Origin of the sequence: Streptomyces sp. SM18, from assembly GCF_002910775.2 — a bacterium.
In the GTDB taxonomy this organism is placed as follows: domain Bacteria; phylum Actinomycetota; class Actinomycetes; order Streptomycetales; family Streptomycetaceae; genus Streptomyces; species Streptomyces halstedii.
On sequence record NZ_CP029342.1, the window covers coordinates 2,592,181 to 2,606,560 of the forward strand.

12 protein-coding genes and 1 riboswitch are annotated in these 14,380 nt (G+C 69.0%); of the genes, 5 read left to right on the forward strand and 7 right to left on the reverse strand.

Annotated elements, in window-relative coordinates:
- Window positions 1–21: 21 nt before the first annotated feature.
- The gene (locus B9S64_RS11450; protein WP_103493985.1) at window positions 22–825 is read right to left on the reverse strand and encodes an ABC-2 family transporter protein; all 804 of its coding nucleotides are present in this window, start codon (window positions 823–825) and stop codon (window positions 22–24) included.
- A gap of 153 nt (window positions 826–978) precedes the next feature.
- Here B9S64_RS11450 and B9S64_RS11455 point away from each other — a divergent pair, with 153 nt between their 5' ends.
- Window positions 979–3,561, forward strand: coding sequence for a transglycosylase domain-containing protein (locus B9S64_RS11455; protein WP_103493986.1), 2,583 nt, complete (start codon window positions 979–981; stop codon window positions 3,559–3,561).
- 57 nt (window positions 3,562–3,618) lie between these two features.
- Here the strand turns inward: B9S64_RS11455 and B9S64_RS11460 are convergent, their stop codons facing one another.
- The 3 genes from B9S64_RS11460 to B9S64_RS11470 form a co-directional block, all read right to left on the reverse strand.
- Window positions 3,619–3,939 carry a multidrug efflux SMR transporter gene (locus B9S64_RS11460; protein ID WP_103493987.1) on the reverse strand — a complete coding sequence of 107 codons (321 nt, stop codon included), beginning with the start codon at window positions 3,937–3,939 and terminating at the stop codon, window positions 3,619–3,621.
- 41 nt (window positions 3,940–3,980) lie between these two features.
- Window positions 3,981–4,045, reverse strand: a riboswitch (guanidine-III (ykkC-III) riboswitch).
- Between the two features lie 108 nt (window positions 4,046–4,153).
- Window positions 4,154–4,480: a co-chaperone GroES gene (locus B9S64_RS11465; protein ID WP_103493988.1), complete on the reverse strand. Its 327-nt coding sequence runs from the start codon at window positions 4,478–4,480 to the stop codon at window positions 4,154–4,156.
- Between the two features lie 98 nt (window positions 4,481–4,578).
- The gene (locus B9S64_RS11470) at window positions 4,579–4,899 is read right to left on the reverse strand and encodes a DUF3618 domain-containing protein (RefSeq protein WP_103493989.1); all 321 of its coding nucleotides are present in this window, start codon (window positions 4,897–4,899) and stop codon (window positions 4,579–4,581) included.
- Window positions 4,900–5,028: 129 nt separating this feature from the next.
- Between B9S64_RS11470 and bcp the strand changes: the two genes are divergently transcribed.
- Together bcp and proP are read left to right on the forward strand one after the other, a co-directional pair.
- Complete coding sequence (gene bcp, locus B9S64_RS11475; protein WP_103493990.1) at window positions 5,029–5,496, forward strand: thioredoxin-dependent thiol peroxidase; 468 nt, start codon at window positions 5,029–5,031, stop codon at window positions 5,494–5,496.
- Between the two features lie 127 nt (window positions 5,497–5,623).
- Window positions 5,624–7,120, forward strand: coding sequence for a glycine betaine/L-proline transporter ProP (gene proP / locus B9S64_RS11480; protein WP_103493991.1), 1,497 nt, complete (start codon window positions 5,624–5,626; stop codon window positions 7,118–7,120).
- Window positions 7,121–7,193: 73 nt separating this feature from the next.
- On the opposite strand, the gene B9S64_RS35000 is transcribed toward proP, so the two are convergent.
- The 3 genes from B9S64_RS35000 to brxD are packed head-to-tail and all read right to left on the reverse strand — an operon-like array spanning window position 7,194 to window position 11,162.
- Window positions 7,194–7,607 carry a hypothetical protein gene (locus tag B9S64_RS35000; protein ID WP_258038095.1) on the reverse strand — a complete coding sequence of 138 codons (414 nt, stop codon included), beginning with the start codon at window positions 7,605–7,607 and terminating at the stop codon, window positions 7,194–7,196.
- A 22-nt stretch (window positions 7,608–7,629) separates the two neighbouring features.
- Entirely contained in the window at window positions 7,630–9,813 is a 2,184-nt protein-coding gene (locus B9S64_RS11490) for a DEAD/DEAH box helicase (protein WP_103493992.1), read from the reverse strand.
- On the reverse strand, window positions 9,813–11,162 hold the full coding sequence (gene brxD / locus B9S64_RS11495; RefSeq protein WP_103494025.1) for a BREX system ATP-binding protein BrxD: 1,350 nt from the start codon (window positions 11,160–11,162) through the stop codon (window positions 9,813–9,815). Before brxD ends, B9S64_RS11490 begins: the two co-directional genes overlap by 1 nt.
- Before the next feature lie 284 nt (window positions 11,163–11,446).
- Between brxD and B9S64_RS11500 the strand changes: the two genes are divergently transcribed.
- Both B9S64_RS11500 and B9S64_RS11505 read left to right on the forward strand, forming a co-directional pair.
- Window positions 11,447–13,264, forward strand: coding sequence for a DUF262 domain-containing protein (locus B9S64_RS11500; RefSeq protein ID WP_103493993.1), 1,818 nt, complete (start codon window positions 11,447–11,449; stop codon window positions 13,262–13,264).
- The gene (locus B9S64_RS11505) at window positions 13,261–14,304 is read left to right on the forward strand and encodes a CBS domain-containing protein (RefSeq protein WP_103493994.1); all 1,044 of its coding nucleotides are present in this window, start codon (window positions 13,261–13,263) and stop codon (window positions 14,302–14,304) included. Before B9S64_RS11500 ends, B9S64_RS11505 begins: the two co-directional genes overlap by 4 nt.
- Window positions 14,305–14,380: the final 76 nt, after the last annotated feature.

Consider the following 14,380-nt stretch of genomic DNA (forward strand, 5'->3'; position numbering starts at 1 on the left):
ACGCCGGACTCCACCTCGGCCTCAGCCACCCTGGACCACCACCCTCCGGGTCGCCGCGGACTGGAGCAGCCGCCCCGCCCCGAGCAGCGCCACCGCCCAGCCGGCCTGGAAGGCGTACGCCCCCGCCAGGCCCCACCCGGTGCGCTTGCCCAGGAGCACGTCGGCGGGGACCTGCAACAGCGACGACCACGGCAGCGCCCGCGCCACCTCGCCCAGCAGCCCCGGGAACAGGGTCAGCGGCAGCAGCATCCCCGAGAAGAACATCCCCGCGAGCATCGCCATCTGCATCGCACCCGCCCCGTCCATCAGCCAGAACGCCGACAGCGCGACCAGGAACCGCAACGCGAAGCTCACCACCACCCCCAGCACCACCGAGACCAGGAAGGCCAGCCAGGTCCACGGCGAGGCCGGCAGCGCCAGCTCGAAGGCGAGCGCCCCCAGCGCCATCGGCACGACCCCGCGCCCCAGCAGATGGAACGCCGCCCGGCCCAGGTCCCCCGACAGCCACCACAGCTGGAGATCGGCGGGCCGGTACAGGTCGACGGCGATGTCACCCGTACGGATCCGCTCCGACAACTCGTCCTCGAACCCTCCGCCGAGCATCGCGCAGGTCATCAACAACGCCTGGCCGAGCCAGACGTACGTCAGCGCCTCGGGCTTGTCGTAGCCGCCGAGCTGAGGGCGTACGTCCCACAGGGCGGTGTAGGCGTAGGCCACGATGAAGCCGAAGACCGTGTTGGTGAAGATCCCCGCCGCCGTCGCCGCCCGGTAGGTGGCGTGCCGCCGGAAGCCGCCGGCCGCCACCACCGCGTAGAGCCGTACCACGCCCCCTCCTCCTCCCGCACGACGGACCAAAGCGCACGACGGTAGTCCACCGGATGAAGGAGCCGCGACCGCATTTCCGGTAGGGATCCCGGGGTTATCAGTACAAAAAGTGCACTATGGGATAACTGTCCGCAGTCGAGGAGTCCCCACGTCATGAGCCATGAGCCACCGCAGCACAGCGGAGACCCTGGTCGGCAGGGTCCCGAGGGCCGGTCCCCCCGGGACCCCTCCGAGAAGCCGGCCCCGGACGCCGAGAACGCCCAGGACGCGGCGCCGGACACCCCCGGGGCCTCGGATACGCCGGACGGCCCCCAGGACACACCGGCCGACGCGGACAGCGCGTCCGGCGACGCGGAGGGCGCGTCCGGTGCGGAGGGTGCGGACGGCGCGGACGGCGCGGACGGCGCATCCAGTGCGAACGACGACGCGGACGGCGCGTCCGAGGGCAAGGGGCGCACGAAACGCCGCAAGCGCCCCAAACGCACCGGCTGGCGCCGGGCCGTACCCACCTGGCGCATGACCCTCGGCGGCGTCCTCCTCCTCGCCGTACTCCTCGTCGGCGGCTTCCTCGTCGGCTACCAGCTCGTCGACATCCCCGCCGCCAACGCGGCCGCGACCGCCCAGTCCAACGTCTACCTCTACGCGGACGGCAAGAACGTCGTCGCCCGCGACGGAGAGACCAACCGCGAGAACGTCCGGCTGAGCCGCGTCCCCCTCACCATCCGGCGCACCGTACTGGCCGCCGAGGACCGGGACTTCTACTCCGAGAACGCCATCGACGTCTCCGCCACCCTCCGCGCCGGATGGAACACCGTCACCGGCAAGGGACGCCAGGGCGGTTCCACCATCACCCAGCAGTACGTCAAGAACTACTACCTCGGCCAGGAGCAGACCGTCGTCCGCAAGGCCAAGGAGTTCTTCATCTCCATCAAGCTCGACCGCGAGCAGAGCAAGGACGAGATCCTGGAGGGCTACCTCAACACCAGCTACTTCGGCCGCAACGCCTACGGCATCCAGGCCGCCTCCCACGCCTACTACGCCAAGGACGTCGAAGACCTCGACGCGGGTGAGGGCGCCTACCTCGCCTCCCTGCTCAACGCCCCCAGCGACTACGACGTCGTCGCCCACCCCGAGAACAAGGACGCCGTCCTCGCCCGCTGGAACTACGTACTCGACGGCATGGTCAAGGAGGGCTGGCTCAGCCGCTCCGACCGCGCGTCCCTGGACTTCCCCGTCCCCGTCAAGGCCCAGCCCGGCACCGCCCTCTCCGGCCAGCGCGGTTACGTCGTCCAGGCCGTCGAGGACTACCTCACCACCAACAAGATCATCGACGCGGACACCCTCGCCACCGGCGGATACCGCATCGTCACCACCCTCCAGAAGAGCAAGCAGGACGCCCTCGTCCAGGCCGTCGAGGACAACGTCCTGTCCAAGACCAGCGACGAGCGCGACGCCGACCGCAACGTCCGCGCGGGCGGCGCCTCCGTGAACCCCTCCGACGGGCACGTCGTCGCCCTGTACGGCGGCATCGACTACACCCGGCAGTTCGTCAACAACGCCACCCGCCGCGACTTCCAGGTCGGTTCCACCTTCAAGCCCTTCGTCCTCGCCGCCGCCCTCGCCAACGGCTCCAAGACCCACGGCGGCCGGGCCATCACCCCCAACACCCGTTACGACGGCACCAACAAGCGCACCGTCCAGGCCGCCACCGGATCCACCGGCTACTCCCCCGCCAACGAGGACGACGTCGACTACGGCTCCATCACCGTCCGCGAGGCCACCGACAAGTCCGTCAACGCGGTCTACGCCCAGATGGCCCAGGACGTCGGACCCCAGCAGGTCAAGGACACCGCGGTCGCCCTCGGCATCCCCGAGACCACCCCCGACCTCAGCGCCACCCCCTCCATCGCCCTCGGCCCGGCCACCGCCAGCGTCCTCGACATGGCCTCCGCCTACGCCACCCTCGCCGACCACGGCAGGCAGCGGGCCCACACCCTCGTCGTGAAGATCAGCAAGAACGGCACCGACCTCCCCCTGCCCACCCGGAACACCCACCGGGCCATCAGCCGCGAGGCCGCCGACACGACCACCTCCGTCCTGCTGAGCGTCGTCAAGGGCGGCACCGCCACCGCCGCCCAGTCGGCGGGCCGGCCCGCAGCCGGCAAGACCGGCACCGCCGAGGACGACCGGGCGGCCTGGTTCGCCGGCTACACCCCGGACCTCGCCACCGTCATCGCCGTCATGGGCCAGGACCCCGAGACCGGTATCCAGAAACCGCTGTACGGAGCCCTCGGGCTCGCCCGGATGAACGGCGGCGGCGCACCCGCCGAGACCTGGGGCGCCTACACCCGGGCAGCGCTGAAGGGCAGCGCCGTACAGGACTTCGACCTGGAGGCCGACGACGGTCCCGAGGAGCCGGAAGGGGACACCGAGGAAGCCGTGGGCGGCGACAGCGCGTCCCCCTCACCACGCTCCACCGGAGACCACCCCCGTACGAAGCCGTCCACGGCCCCCGCGCCCACCGACGCGCCGCGCACCCCCCGGGGCGAGACCCCCGCCGGCGGGGCGACGGCCTCCCCCGCGTCGGACGCGCCCCGCCAGGAGGACCAGCGGCACGCGTTCCCGGAACAGCCGGGGGAACACGCCTTCCTGGAACAGCCGGGGGAAGGGGCCCCGGAGGAACAGCGGGACGAGGGCCTCCCGAAGGCGGCCCCCGTCCTCGACTCCCGTCCCTGAGCCGGGCCGCGGATCCCTCACCGGGCGGCGTCACCCGGCATCCGGCACCCGGCGGCCTCAGTGCCCCGAGGTCGCCTTCAGCCCGACGACCGCCACCAGCAGCAGACAGACGAAGAAGATCCGGGCGGCGGTCACCGGCTCGTTCAGCACCACCATGCCGAGCACCGCGGCACCCGCCGCACCGATCCCGACCCACACCCCGTAAGCCGTACCGATCGGCAGCGACTTCGCCGCCTGCGACAGCAGCAGCATGCTCGCCACGATCCCGGCCCCGGTGAACACGCTCGGCCACAGCCGGGTGAACCCCTCGGTGTACTTCATCCCGATCGACCAGCCCACTTCCAGCAGACCGGCGACCACCAGCAGAACCCATGCCATGACGGCACCTCCACACGACGAACACGCGGACAGAACACACAGGTGCGTCGTCTTTGCGGAACCCGGTACGGCGCGTCTCGTCGGGGTCCCCCCACCGTAGCAACACCCACGCACCGGCAAAAGGCCTGGTGACAGCGGTCACCAGGCCTTCTCGGACCCTTCTCGGGCCCTTCCCGGCCCCCTCTCGGACAAGGGGGTCCGCGACCGGCCGGTCCTACAGGTACAGCCCCGTCGAGTCCACCGAGCCCTGGAAGCGGTCCGCCGCCACCGCGTGCAGATCCCGCTCCCGCATCAGCACGTACGCCACGCCCCGGACCTCGACCTCCGGGTCGTACAGCGCCCGGTCCCCCGGCTCCACGGTCCGTACGTTCTGGCCGACCGCGACCACCTCGGCCCAGGCCAGCCGCCGGCCCACCGCCGCCGTAGCGGGGATCAGAATGCCCCCGCCGGAACGCCGCTCGCCCTCGGGCGAGTCGGTACGGACCAGCACACGGTCGTGCAGCATCCGGATGGGCAGCTTGTCGTCGGTGTTCTCGCTCACGCCCCGAACCTACCTGGCCCCCCACCCCGCGCACGCCCCTGGGGCACCACGAAAAGTGCCGCCGCGACGGGGCGGCGGACACCCACCGGGGTTGGTGCTCAGCGCTTCTTCCGGCGCGAGGACACCGTCAGCAGCGCCACCGCGCCGGCCACCACCAGCGCCGCCGGGATCACGCGCTCCAGCCGGGGCGAGCCGTCCTCCGCCACGAACTGCGCCTTCACGTCCGACACCGTCCGGTTCACCGCGACGAACGCGCGCCCGGCCGTCCGGTCCACCGTGGCCGCCACCTTGGCCTTCGCGTCATCCATGATCGTCTTCGGGTGCACCCGTACGCCGATCTCGTCCAGCACCACCGCGAGCTGATCACGCCTGCTGATGATGTCCGCCTCGATCTGCGCAGGGGTCCTCGTGTCCGACACTGCGCCGCCTCCGTGGTCGTCGTCCGGTAAGCCTTCATCGACAGTCTGTCAGCTCGACCGCCCGTACACCCGGCGGCACCCCCTATTACGCTCGGTCCCGCACCACCCGTATGCCACCTGAGGAGAAACATGAGCGAGCGACTCCAGACCGGCGACACCGCCCCCGCCTTCACCCTTCCGGACGCCGACGGCAACGACGTCTCGCTCGCGGACCACAAGGGCCGCAAGGTCATCGTCTACTTCTACCCCGCCGCACTTACCCCCGGCTGCACCAAGCAGGCCTGCGACTTCACCGACAACCTGGAGCTCCTGACGGGCGCCGGCTACGACGTCATCGGCGTGTCGCCGGACAAGCCGGAGAAGCTCGCGAAGTTCCGCGAGAAGGAAGACCTCAAGGTCACCCTGGTCGGCGACCCCTCCAAGGAGGTCCTGGCGGCCTACGGCGCCTACGGCGAGAAGAAGCTCTACGGCAAAGTGGTGACAGGCGTCATCCGGTCCACGATCGTCGTGGACGAAGAGGGCAAGGTGGAGCGGGCTCTCTACAACGTCAAGGCGACCGGGCACGTGGCGAAGATCATCAAGGATCTCGGCATCTGACCGGACACCCTCCCTTCACGGCCGAAAACTTGTGACCGACATCGCAAAAGGCCATGGATTCGGTTTGCGACCGCCATGACCGCGCAGAAGCCTTTCCTGGAACACCCTCCGAGGAAAGGACCCGGCCATGGCGGCCCCCGACCCCCACCAGGCGGCCGACCCGGAAGCGGTCAAACGTCACCCGGCCCTCTTCCGCGCCATCAGGAAGCGCCAGAACCCGCGGCTCCGCCGGACCGACATCACGGTCACCGACGACCAGGCGGTCAAGCGGGCGGTGAAGGCGGCGTCACTCGGTAACGCCATGGAGTGGTTCGACTTCGGTATCTACTCCTACCTGGCCGTCACCATCGGACACGTCTTCTTCCCGTCGGGGAACGACACCACCCAGCTCCTCTCCTCGTTCGCCACCTTCGCGGTGGCCTTCCTCGTCCGGCCGCTGGGGGGCATGTTCTTCGGGCCCATGGGCGACAAGATCGGCCGTAAGAAAGTCCTCGCCCTCACCATGATCCTCATGGCGATCGGCACCTTCGCGATCGGCCTCATCCCCTCCCACGACACGATCGGGATCTGGGCGGCCGTCCTGCTGATCGTCTTCCGGATGCTCCAGGGCTTCTCCACGGGCGGCGAGTACGGCGGTGCCTCCACGTTCATCGCCGAGTACGCCCCCGACAAGCGCCGGGGATTCTTCGGCAGCTTCCTCGAATTCGGCACCCTCGCCGGCTACGTGGGCGCGGCCGGCCTCGTCACCGCCCTCTACGCCGTCCTGGACACCGGCCAGATGGAGTCCTGGGGCTGGCGCGTCCCGTTCCTGGTCGCCGGACCGCTCGGCATGGTCGGCCTCTACCTGCGGCTGCGCCTCGACGAGACCCCCGCCTTCCAGAAGCTGGAGGGCGGCACGGCACACGCCACGGAGGCCGCCGACCACGTCGAGACCACCGCCAAGGGCGACCTGGCCAAGATCTTCCGCCAGTACTGGCCGACGCTGATCCTCTGCATCGCCCTGGTCGGCGCGTACAACATCACCGACTACATGCTGCTGTCGTACATGCCGACCTACCTCTCCGACGAACTGGGCTACAGCGAGACCCACGGTCTGCTCATCCTGCTCGTGGTCATGGTCTTCCTGATGGTGGTCATCAGCCGCTTCGGCAAGCTCTCCGACCGCTTCGGCCGCAAGCCGCTGCTGATGACGGGCATGCTCGGCTTCCTGATCCTGTCCCTCCCGGCGTTCCTGCTGATCCGGCAGGGCAGCATCATCGCGATCACGGTCGGCATGCTGATGCTCGGCCTCTCCCTGGTCTGCATGCTGGGCACGATGTCCGCCGCCCTCCCGGCCCTCTTCCCGACCAACGTCCGCTACGGCTCCCTGTCGGTCGGCTACAACCTCTCCGCCTCGCTCTTCGGCGGTACGACCCCGCTGGTGATCACGGCCCTGATCAGCTGGACCGGCTCGAACCTGATGCCGGCGTACTACGCGATGGCGGCGGCCCTGATCGGCGTGATCGCCGTGGCCTGCATGAAGGAGACCGCCAACAAGCCCCTGGCCGGCTCCCCGCCCTCGGTGGAGACGACCGAGGAAGCCGTGGAACTGGTCCAGGCCCAGAGCCCGGACCCGAAGTTCTGACCGCTCCCTCCTCGCCGAGGAGCCTGCATCGGGGAGTACCCGGACGGCAGGCTTCCTCGGCGCCTTACGGCCTTCATCCGCTCATGAGGTCCTGGTTGACATGTTCAACGTGTGCGTACAGCGGTCCCTCGGTGACGACACGCTCGCCCTGGCCTCGTCTCCAAGGGTCCACCTGGATCACCGTCACCAGTACGTTGCCCAGCCCGATCACCACCCACCAGTCCCGGCCGTCCACATGCACCCGCCAGGTCGACTTGACCCACTTGCCGGTATCGGTGCGTACGTCGGCCGAGACCAAGTCCCAATGATCCGGGCCGAACGCCGTCAGCTCCTCGACGGGCGCGTTGCGCTGCTGCAGACGCTCGGTCACGTGAACACCCTGGGCCTTCAGCCGCGCCGGCTCGCGCAGGACGTGGCGCACGCGGGTGAACAGGGGCGCCGGCCCGGACTCGGCGTGGAAGCGGGCTGTCTCGAAGCGGGGTGCCATGGTGCTTCCTCGGGCAGGTCGGTCAGTTGATGTGTTGGAAACGCACCGGCGTGCCCAGCACAGCCCGGGCGCCCTCGAAGTCGGCCAGACGGGCCGCCAGCGTGGAGACGGCGAGGCCTTCCGGCAGGGCGGCGGAGAACTTCAGGCCGCGTACTGCGCGGGGGTCGACGTCGGGCAGCACGAGGTCTTCACCGACGTGCTCTCGGACCGTGCGCCACTCGGCGGAAGTCACGTTCTCACGCAGGCGTAGCCAGCAGTCGGCGGGGCGTTGCAAGGGGTCGGAGACTGAGGGGATTGACGCCGCCAGGGTGGCGTTGGCACGGTAGCCGGCCCACGTCCACCAGCGCACGTCGTTGCCGACGCGCGTGATCACGGTGCCGTCCGGGTGCACTGTGTCGGGCGCGTCGGTCTCGCGCTGTTCGGCCAGACAGGCTTCGGCACGCCGGGTGAGAGCGACGGGTGGGTCCGCTCCCAGCAGTACTTCGCGCATGGCGCGTGTCAGCGCGTAGGAAAGCCCGGCAATGCCGCCGCCCATCCATTTGGCGACGCCCCCGCCATCAGCGGGTTCGACGAAGACGCGTTTGCGCACCCAGTCGATGTACGTGACCTGCCAGCTTCGTCCGCTGAGAAGCAGCCGTCGCGGGCCTGGCCGTTCTTCGGTGAGCACGTTGGGGTCGGTGCGGCCGATTTCGGTGCGCCCGGACAGGACGGTGAACTGCGGCGGTGCGGTGAACGATGCGGTGAGTTCGATAAAATGGCGCCTGCCGAAGCGGCGTTCCGCCTCGGGGCCTACGAACAGCAGACCACCATCGCTGTCGAGGAAGCCCTCGTCGATGAGGTGGCGCAGGATCGGAGCGGCGGACCGGTCGAAGGGGGCAAGGCCGTTCCACTGTTGGTCCCACAACTGGTCGCCCAGTTTGTGCTGTTGCAAGGTGGCGGCGAGCAATTGCTGGGCCACGAGGTGACGTGGCTCGGGTGGTGGGCTGACGGGCTCGACCCAGCCGCGCGACCACAACAGCAGTAGTCCGGCTGCCTGGAGCAACGCGTCCTCGCGGGTGGCGAGGAACAGGCAGTTGCGTACCGTGCCCGCCCGCCGGCCGGTGCGGCCGATGCGCTGCAGGAAGGAGGCGACGGAGGTGGGTGAGTCGATTTGGATGACGCGGTCGAGGTCGCCGACGTCGATGCCGAGTTCGAGGGTGGAGGTGGAGACGATGACACAGTCGCGGGCTTCGGCGAAAGCCTGCTCGGAGCGCGTGCGTTCGTCGACGGATAGGGAGGCGTGGGACAGGAAGACGGTCACCTCGCGGGCGCGCAGCGCGGCGCCCAGTTCCTCCACTTGGCGGCGCGAGTCGCAGAAGACGAGCCGCTTCTCTCCTCTGTGCAGGGCGGCGATGAGTTTCGCGGCGTTGTCGAGGGAGCCCACGTAGTCGAGTTCCACCTCGCCCGCGGGCCTGCGGGACGGGTCCGCGGTGACCGGTTCCCCTTGTCCGCTTGAACCGGCGGCGGGCAGCTGGACTCCCGGCGCGACGACCCGTCCGGTGCGATTCCCCGCACCGGCGCCTTGCAGCCAGTGCAGCAACTGCTCCGGGTTGCCGACGGTTGCCGAGAGACCGATGCGCTGAATGGGTCGACCGGTGACTCTTACGAGCCGTTCCAGTACGGCCAGCAGATGCCGGCCCCGGTCATCGCCCGCGAAGGCGTGCACCTCGTCGACGACGACGGCCCGCGCGCTTCCCAGGAGGCGCGCGTGGTCGGTCTTGACACCGATCAGCATCGCTTCGAGTGACTCGGGGGTCGTGAGCAGGATGTCGGGCGCTTCGGTGCGGATGCGCTGCCGCTGGGACTCCTTGGTGTCGCCGTGCCAGAGCGCCGCGCGTCGTCCGAGCCACTGTGCGTACGCGTCCACACGGCCGACGAGGTTGTTGAGGAGCGCCTTGAGTGGGCACAGATACAGCACCGAGGTACCGGTCCACTTCTGCTCCGACATGGCCGACAGGAGGGGGAAGCATGCCGCCTCGGTCTTGCCGCCCGCCGTCGGCGCCAGCAGGACGGCGTCCTCACCGTCCATGAGCGGTGTGATGGCCATCCGCTGGAGGGGGCGCAGGTCGGGCCATCCGAGTGTGTTGACGATGTGGTGCAGGACGACGGGGTCCAGCCGGTCCAGTACGTCGCGCTCTCCTCGGGCCGGGCTGCTGTCCTCAGTCATCACAGCTCCAGCTCGATGTCATCTGCGGAAGCGGCACCTCCCGCGACCGAGGCGGCCAGGTTCCGCTCCACGTCGGTGAGCTCGCTGCTCGCGACCGTCAGCCGGTAGTGCTGCCGGGGGTCGAAGTCGTCGAACTGGTCGACCCTGTCGAGGACGTCACCGACGAGTTTCTTCAGGAACAGCCGGGGCGCCACCCCCACTTTTCCGCCCAGTGCCCCGCCGACGGCTCGCGCCAGATCGGCTACGTAGGCGTCGTCGACAACTGTCTTCACGCGCTCGGGGGCATGGGCGGCGTCCGCGTACAGCTCGCGGATGGTGGTACCGAGGCCGACCAGGGACTCCTGGCTGAACCCGGGCAGCCGGATCTGGACGGCACGGGGGTTGTCGAAACGGGGATCGGTGGTGAAGTCGGTGGCGAGCCGCTGGGCGAGCGGGGCCAAGCGCTGGACGCCCTGTTGGCCGTCGTAGAAGGCGGGTGTGCCGGTGATCACAAGATAGAGGCCGGGGAAGCGACCGGAGTGGACCTCGTCGATGAGTTGCCGCAGCGCGTTGAGCGCCTTGTCCCGGGCGTCGGACCGTACGCGCTGCAGGGTCTCGACTTCGTCGAGGACGACGAAGAGCCCGGTGTGCCCGGAGTCGCGCAGCACGGTGAGCAGGCCCTGCAGGAATCCGAGGGCACCGAAGTGGTCGAGGTCCCCGCGTACGCCGGCGGACCGCCGTGCGGCAGCCGCCACGTGCGGCTGACCGCCGAGCCAGGCCAGTACGGCTGCGGCGGTGGCCTCGTCCCCCTCGGCGAGCGCCGCGCGGTAGCCGCGCAGCGCCGTGGCGAAGGACGGCGCGTGCCGGGACACCTCGGCAAGTCGGGCGACCAGCAGCTTCTCGACCTCCTGCGGCAGTTCCGCCTCGGTCGCTCCGGCAGCGAGCGCGTCCTCCTCCAGCGCGTAGAACCATGCGTCGACGACCGGCCGCAGTGCGCTGGGCGGGAAGCTGGAGGTGGTGAGCCGCTCAGTGAGGCGCCGGTAGACGGTCTCCAGCTTGTGGAGCGGCGTCTCGCTCTCCGAGGTCTGGATCTCGGCCACGGCGAAGTTCCGCCGCTTGGCCCGCTCCCCCAGCCAGCGGGTGAAGAACGTCTTGCCGGATCCGTACTCTCCGCGCACCGCCTTGAACACCGATCCACCGGACGCGACGGCGTCCAGTTCGGCGTCGAGGGCGGCCTCGAACCGGTCGAGCCCGGTGGCGAGCAGATCGAGCCCACTCTCGGGCACGGCGCCGCGGCGCAGGGCATCGATGACGGTACGGCGGCGGGCGGCGCTGACCTGCGCGGGGCGGCTGGGTCCGGTGGTACTCACGACCATCAGTGTTCCACCTCCCTGAGCGTTACTGGCCTAGGCCGGGAGCCTGCCTCGGATGTTCCTCCGGCAGCCGGTGGCAGCCCTGGTCCTCACTTGAGCTCGCTGGGCCGAACCTCCTGCATGCGACGACTCCGTTCGGGCCAGGACTCGCTGACTCCGGGTACGGCCCGCCCACAGCGGGTCGGCTCCTGCCCAGGCTGTCCCAATCGCTTGACGGTCACCACAGAGCGCTGCTGAAATCACTCTCTGTACAGGCACAACAGGGTGGGAAGTGGAGTCACATGGCAGCGCTCGACAATGTGAAGCTGAAGGACGTACTGGCGGACGTCGCCTCGGGTTCCTTACAGCTGCCCGATTTCCAGCGGAATTGGAAATGGGACGACGACCGGATCCGCGCGATCATCGCGACGGTCACGCTGGATTACCCGCTCGGCGTCGTCATGACACTGCAGACCGGCGGCGCGACTCGGTTCCGTTCCCGGACCCTCACCGGCGCACGGCCTGGCGATGACCCCGCGGCCGATCTTCTGCTGCTCGACGGACAGCAGCGTCTCACCTCCCTCTTCCAGGCGATGTGGCTGGATGCCCCGGTGGAGACCGCCGACTCACGGGGCAAGCCCATCCAACGGTGGTACTACGTCGACATCGCGAAATCCGTCGGGCCGTCCGTGGACCGCGACGAGGCTGTCGTGTCCGTCCCCGCGGACAAGGTGCTGCGGACGGACTTCAACCGCACGGTGGTACTTGACCTGAGCACCACCGAGGCCGAGTGCACAGCCGGCCTGTTTCCCCTGCACTTCGTCTTCGACGCCCAACGTGTGAACGAGTGGAAGAAGGCGTACATCAAGGCGGACGAGGACCGGAACTGGGACCTGTGGGGCCAGTTCGACGAGGCGGTACTCCAGCAGGTCCGTGCCTTTCAGGTTCCGATGATCCGGCTGGCTGCCTCCACCTCCATGGACGCCGTCTGCGCGGTCTTCGAACGCGTCAACACCGGCGGAGTGCCTCTCAACGTCTTCGAACTGCTCACCGCCACATACGCCGGGGACCGCGACCACGTGGATCAGACCGGGGATTACTACCAGCTCCCGGTGGTCTGGGGCGATATCAAGCAGGCGCTGGCGAGCAAGTACCCGGTCTTCGGCCACTTGGGCAACGGAGTCGAACACGGGTTGAGCAGCATCGACTTTCTGCAGGCCATCGCTCTGGCGCGCACCTGGGAACGCAAGCAGGAGGGCGTCAGTGCCACGGTGTCCTGCAAGCGCCGCGACCTGCTCGATCTCCCCCTGGCCGACTTCGTCCGCCTGGCGCCCAAGCTCGCGGAAGCCTTCGCCTGGGTGGGCGACTTCCTGGAGCGACAGTGCATCGTCCGCCCGGCCGATCTGCCGTACAAGACGCAGCTCGTCCCGCTCGCGGCCGTCCGCGCCATCCTCGACACGGGGATGGACGGTCTGGGGGCGGAGGAGAAGACCGAACAGTGGTACTGGTGCGGGGTGCTCGGTGAGATGTACGGCGGCTCCACGGAGACGCGCTTCACCAAGGACGTCGAACAGCTCGTCCCCTGGATCGCGCAGGACGACAAGGCCCCCGAGACGGTCACGGAGGCGTTCTTCTTCGCCGACCGCCTGGACACTCTCACCACGCGCAACAGCGCCGCCTACAAGGGGATCTACGCCCTGCTGATCAAGCAGGGGGCGGTGGACTGGCACCACACCGGTGTCCCACTCAGTCCCGGCCGGCTGGACGAGTACGGCGTGGACGTGCGCCAGATCTTCCCCAAGGCGTGGTTCCGGCGCGGCAACAGTGACGGCCTGCCCACGAGTTCGATCGTGAACAAGACACCCCTTTCCTACCGTGCCTCCATGGACATGACCGGGGCACCGTCGTCTTACCTGTCCACGATGATCGCCGCGTCCGACATGCGTCCCGAATGGTTCGACGATGTTCTGACCACGCACCTGATCGATCCGGAGGCTTTGCGCGAGAGCGACTACGAGCGCTTCTACCGCGACCGCTCCAAGCAGTTGCAGGATCTCGTGCACTCCGCCATGGGTAAGAGGACGATGCTCCGTGACCTGCCGGAGGACGACGCCCGATGACGACCAGGCCGCACGAGCGGGACGTCTCGTCACTCAAGGGCAGGACCGTGTCCGTGCAGGACATCCTCGACCTGTTCCAGGTCAGGGTCCGCGACCACAGGTCGGTGCACCGGATCTCGCAGGCCCTCACTGACGCCGGGCTCACCACGCTGCCGGACTTCGCCGTCTGCGGCTTGCGCAGCAGTGTCGACGTCGTGGCGCTGGCTGCTGTTCCCACACAGCGTGCGGGCGACGAACCGGAGAGTGAGGCGGACGAGGCGCTGCCCTCGCATGCCCTGCCGCAGCGGCTGCTGCTCGTCGACATGCCGTCGGCCCGGCGCGGCCTGGTGTCCGTGGGCCCTGGCACACCCCTGTCGCAGACGACTTTCCTGATGCGCACGAAGGGCCTCTCCCAGGTGCCGGTGACCACTGGCATGGCGCAGGTGCACGGGGTTGTCACCTGGGGGTCCGTGGCCAAGATGTACGAGGCGGGGAGGGATGCCACGCTCGACAGCGCGATGGAGAAGGACTCGCTGCCCGTCGCCGACGCCCGCCAGGAATTCTTCACCGCCCTCCCGGTCATTCGTGAGCACGGCTATCTGCTCGTCCGCGGCGATGACGGTTGCCTCTCGGGGATCGTCACCGCCGCGGACGTCACGGAACGCTTCGAAGGGGCGGCACGCCCTTTCTTCATCGTCGGCGAGATCGAGTCCTTGCTGCGTCGCTGCCTGGGCGCGGCACTGGACACGGAAACCATCAGGGCGGTCCAGACGAACAAGAAGCCGGAGCACCGGACCGGCCAGGTGTCTGACCTGATGTTCGGCGACTACCTGAAGCTCCTGGACGGCGACCAGACGAAGCAGTCCCTCGCCGAGCGGGCGAACCGCAACTGGGAGGCACTGAAGTGGCCCAACATGCCCCGGGAACAGTTCATCGGCCTACTGAAGAGGGTGAAGGACATCCGTAACCGGATCGCGCACTTCGACGAGAAGCCGCTTCCTCCTGGGATGCTCGACGAACTGACGACCTTCGCGACGGTGCTGCGGGCGTACGCGTCGTAAGCCGCTGGGCGGCACAGACCGTGGTCGATGACGTTGCGCGTACCTCGTCATGGCGGGCCGCAGCCCGGAGTGAGCA